Genomic DNA, 4,455 nt, shown 5'->3' on the forward strand with positions numbered 1-4,455 from the left:
CGGCGGCGACCCGGGCCACCCGGCGCGGGCTCAGCAGGTGGTCGGGCGAGTGGGCGGCGCGGCGCCAGGCCGCGGGATGGGCGCCGTCGCCGTCGATTTCCAGGGCGAGCCGCAGAGCGGAGCCGGACATGGGGGTTCCTTCCGAGAACGCGTCGAGACGGACGGCCCAGGGGGCCGACGTGGGTCAGGGGCGTACGGAAGGACAGACGGCGGAGGCGGTACGGCAGTAGTCGACATGCCGCCGGATGATCAGCCGCGCGCCCGGACCGGCACCGTGGGGTGCGGCGTCGCGTACACGCATAAGGCCTCCACCCGTCCGGGAGCGATCGCCTCAACCTACGTCGCCGGTCCCGGAAGATGTCAAGAGCATTAGATGTGCGCGCATACGGCAGTACGGCGGCGGCCCGCGGGCGATAAAGCGTTGGCCGCGCTCACGAGCGGGCTGCTAACTTGCCGTAGGCCGTGAACGCACGCGAGGAGGTGAGACCCATGAACGCAGTATCCAGGTGGGTGCTCCCCCTCTTCTCCACGGTTGGGCCAGCGACCTAGAGGTCGTCGGGAGCGCCGCACGACAAGGCGATCCCGAAAGGCAACACCCCATGAACTCAACGCACTTCCACTTCACCGCCGAGACGACGTCGAACGGCGTCATCCAGCACGACTTCACCTTGGGTGAGGTCACCGGGGCCCTCTGGTCGCCCGTATCCGGCGCCGACCGCGCGCCCCTGGTCCTGATGGGGCACGGCGGCGGCAACCACCGGAAGTCTCCCGCCATGACGGGCCGAGCCCAACTCCTCGTGGCCCACGCCGGTTTCCACGTCGCCGTCATCGACGCACCCGGCCACGGCGGCCGACCGCGTACGGCGCACGACGAGCGGGAGATCGACGCCATGCAGCGGGCGATGGCGGCCGGCGAACCGGTCGGTGAGATCGTCGTCCGCTACAACGGTCACCTCGCGGAGCGTGCCGTACCGGAGTGGCGGGCGGCGCTGGACGCCCTCCAGGAACTGCCGGAAATCGGTACCGAGGGACCCGTCGGCTACTACGGCCTGAACATGGGCACCGCGATCGGGGTGCCGCTGACGGCGGTCGAACCCCGGATCACCGCCGCGGTGTTCGGCCTCTTCTGGTACGACGAGGCCCTCGCCGAGGCGGCGCGGCGCATCACCGTTCCGATCGAGTTCGCTCTCCAGTGGGACGACGAGCACATCCCGCGCCCGTCCGGTCTCGCGCTGTTCGACGCCTTCGCCTCGAAGGAGAAGTCACTGCACGTCAACTCGGGCGCGCACAAGGAGCTGCCCAGGTTCGAGGCGGACAGCGCGGCGCGGTTCTTCGTACGGCATCTGCGTCGTCGGTGACCTCAACGCGGCGGCCCCGCGCTTTCTCCGAACTCCAGCCCCGTCATGAGTTCGGAGAAGGCGCGGGCCGCGCCGGGGGCCGTGAAGAGCCGGTCGAGTCGGGCACGGGCCAGACCGCGACGGAAAGGACCGGAGCCGGTGGCGTCGCCGGCGTCGTGGAGCATGCCGGTCATCCAGTGGGAGAACTCCTGGTCGCTCCAGACGCGGCGCAGACAACGCGCCGAGTAGGTACGCAGGCCCGTGTCGTCGTGGTCGTGGACGGAGTCCCGTACGGCTCGGGCGAAGAGATCGGCGTCGTACAGCGCGAGGTTCATCCCCTTGCCGCCCATCGGCGAGACGATGTGCGCCGCGTCACCGACGAGGAAGAGACGGCCGTACTGCATCGGGTCGTGGACCAGGCTGCGGAGCCGGAAGATCTCGCGGTCGGTGATCGGGCCGGGGACGAGGGCCGGGTCGCCGAGCCGGGTGCGCAGGGCGTCCCAGACCCGGTCGTCGGGCCAGGCCTCGGGGTGGTCGTCGGGCGGGCACTGGAGGTAGTAGCGGCTGGTGTACGGGCCGCGCGGGAAGTGTGCGGCGAAGCCCTGCGGGCTGACGGCCAGCAGCGGGTGGGCCGGGGGCGGGGCGTCGGCCAGGACCGTCAGCCAGCCGATGCCGTGATCGAAGGCGTACGGCGTGAGGGTCCCGTCGGGGACGGAGGTGCGGCTGATGCCGTGGTCGCCGTCGCAGCCCGCGACGAAGGCGCAGGTGAGGGTGTGGAGGGTGCCGTCCGTGGTGCGGTAGCGGACGGTCGGGTGCTCGCCGGTCAGGTCGTGCAGGGAGACGTCGGCGGCCTCGAAGCGCAGGTCACCGCCGTTCGCGAGGTACTCGGCGGTGAGTTTCTGGACCAGCATCTGCTGGGGGCAGAGGCGGGCGGTCGGTCCTTCGGAGCCGTCGTAGTCCGACACCAGATGGGGTTCGCCGTCGACCCGGAGCTCCAGGATGCCCTTGTGCGGGACTCCGCCCAGGACGCGGTCGGCCAGTCCCCAGGAGTCGAACATGCGCACGGCGCGGGTCTCGACGATGCCTGCTCGCTGGCGCTGTGCCACGTACTCGCGGGTCCGGCGCTCCAGGACGACGCAGTCGACGCCGCTGCGCTGCAACAGGTTCGCGACGGTCAGACCGGCCGGGCCCGCGCCGATCACCACCACGGTCGTGGACTCCGGCACCTGGCTCAACTCCCCTGTGCTGTCGGCCACTTGACCACCTCCGCGGTCACCCTAGCCGAGCTGATCCGGTATCCGGGGGCACAATGGCGTTCCGCTATGCCCCCGGGTCCCAGGCGAAGAGCTGGTCGAAGAGTCGTCGGTCGCCTTCCAGTTTCACGGAGTCGACCGGAACGCGGCTGTAAAGGAAGAGGACCAGTTCACCGGCCGTGGCCCGGGCGGAGGCGTCGGCCGGGCTCTCGCCGGCGGTGGTTGCGGAGAGGCGGGTGGACCGCGCGCCGGCGGCGGAGAGCTCGACGCGCCAGGATCGGCCCTCGGCGGCGTGGTAGTCGACAACGGCGGGCTCGTGCGGCCAGGCGCTCGTCGTCGCGCAGCAGGTGACCAGGGACTCCTCGACACCGTCCAGTGCCGCCTCCTCCGGCAGCGGCCGCGGATCGCCCAGGGTGATCTGGGCGTCGTAGGTGTGCACCGTGACCTCCTGGACCTGGTGCCGGGCGACGGCACCGGAGGTCTGCGGGGACTGCGAGTCGCCCCACCACGTCCAGCAGCCACGATCCGGGCCGAACTCCCGCAGTGCGCCCAGCAGTTGCTGCGTGGACTCGGCCGACCAGGCGAGCAGGGCCTCCCGCTCGCGGGGTGCTTCCGAGGCGGCGGTGGTCGCTCGACTGTCGGCGGGCCCCACGGCGACGACGGCGGCCCAGCGGCGGTGCACGGTGCCCAGGTGATGCACCAGGTCGAGCAGTGTCCAGTCGGGGCAGGTCGGCACCCGCGCGTCGAGGTCGGGCGCGGCGGCGACCGCGGCCCGGAACGCGACTGACCGTTCGTCGATCAGTCGCAGAGGGCCGGGAATTCGAGAGTCTTCGTCACGCCGGATGTCTGTCACCGCCCTCCGCCGACAGGACAACGAATTTAATGGCCCATCTGCGGAAAGCGCGCGAAACCAGCCCAACGGTCAGTGGGCGAGGGCTTGTTGGACCGTCGGGTAGCAGTCGATGACTCCGTCGATGCCGACGAGTTGGATGACGCGCAGCACGGGAAGGGTGGTCCCGGCCAGTCGCAGCCAGCCGTCCGCCTGGGCCAGCGCGTGGTGGACGGCGAGGAGGACGTTGATGCCGCTGGAGTCCATGAAGGTGACCTGGCGAAGGTCGAGGACGACGTGCGGTGCGACCCCGTCCGGCAGGTCCAGCGCGTCCCTCAGCGAGCCGGCTGTCTGGTGGTCGATCTCTCCGGCCAGGGCCACGACGACGGTGCCGTCGACGACGTCGGTCCTGACCGACAACTGCCCTGGCTGCCCCGGCTGTTCGATGTCCACCATCTGTCCTCGTACATGAGTCGGTGAGCGCTGTGGATCAGGACTTTCATCCGAATTGCTGCCCCGCATCGTACGGTTGATGCCCGCGTCCGGTGGAGCCGACAGATATTGACGGAGTGGGTGTTGCCCCACGGGGTATGCGCGGGGCACGCGGAAGGCGGTGAAATGATCCGGATGGAACCAGACTCTTCGGAGGACGACGACACAGCGCCGCAGGCCAGGGCCCGGACTCAGCCCATACGGTCCACCGTGGCATTGGACGGGGACGGCTCGTGCATCGCCGAGGCCCGGCGGCTGGCCGCGATGTTCCTCATCCGGGCACGGGCCGAGTACGGGTTGCCGGTGTCGGCCCGCGCCATGGATCTCACGCAGTTGGTGGTCAGCGAACTGGTCACCAATGCCCGCAAGTACGCGCCCGGCCCGGTGTTGATGGATCTGCGGATCGTCGATGCCCTGGTCGAGGTGGAGGTGTGGGACTCCGACCCGGTGCTGCCGGTCGCCCGTGCCGCCGACGCCCAACGGGTGGGCCAGCACGGCCTGGAGATCGTGCGGGCCGTCGCGCGCGGCTTCGAGGCGCGCCGCG

Annotated in this window: 5 protein-coding genes; 2 read left to right on the top strand and 3 right to left on the bottom strand. The window is 70.6% G+C overall.

Annotated elements, in window-relative coordinates; all coding sequences use genetic code 11:
- Positions 1-599: 599 nt before the first annotated feature.
- Positions 600-1,358 (top strand): alpha/beta hydrolase, encoded by a 759-nt coding sequence (locus R6V09_RS46865; protein ID WP_317887566.1) that lies wholly within the window; start codon positions 600-602, stop codon positions 1,356-1,358.
- Between the two features lie 2 nt (positions 1,359-1,360).
- Here the strand turns inward: R6V09_RS46865 and R6V09_RS46870 are convergent, their stop codons facing one another.
- From R6V09_RS46870 to R6V09_RS46880, 3 genes are all read right to left on the bottom strand, one after another.
- Positions 1,361-2,593, bottom strand: coding sequence for a 4-hydroxybenzoate 3-monooxygenase (locus R6V09_RS46870; protein ID WP_317887567.1), 1,233 nt, complete (start codon positions 2,591-2,593; stop codon positions 1,361-1,363).
- Between the two features lie 64 nt (positions 2,594-2,657).
- Complete coding sequence (locus R6V09_RS46875) at positions 2,658-3,443, bottom strand: maleylpyruvate isomerase family mycothiol-dependent enzyme (protein WP_317887568.1); 786 nt, start codon at positions 3,441-3,443, stop codon at positions 2,658-2,660.
- Between the two features lie 69 nt (positions 3,444-3,512).
- Positions 3,513-3,875 (bottom strand): STAS domain-containing protein, encoded by a 363-nt coding sequence (locus R6V09_RS46880; protein ID WP_317887569.1) that lies wholly within the window; start codon positions 3,873-3,875, stop codon positions 3,513-3,515.
- A 171-nt stretch (positions 3,876-4,046) separates the two neighbouring features.
- Here R6V09_RS46880 and R6V09_RS46885 point away from each other — a divergent pair.
- Positions 4,047-4,455, top strand: a 409-nt coding sequence (locus R6V09_RS46885; RefSeq protein ID WP_317887570.1) for an ATP-binding protein, incomplete at its 3' end; no start/stop codon positions are given.

The sequence above is a fragment of the Streptomyces sp. W16 genome, from assembly GCF_033194735.1.
Classification (GTDB): Bacteria; Actinomycetota; Actinomycetes; order Streptomycetales; family Streptomycetaceae; genus Streptomyces.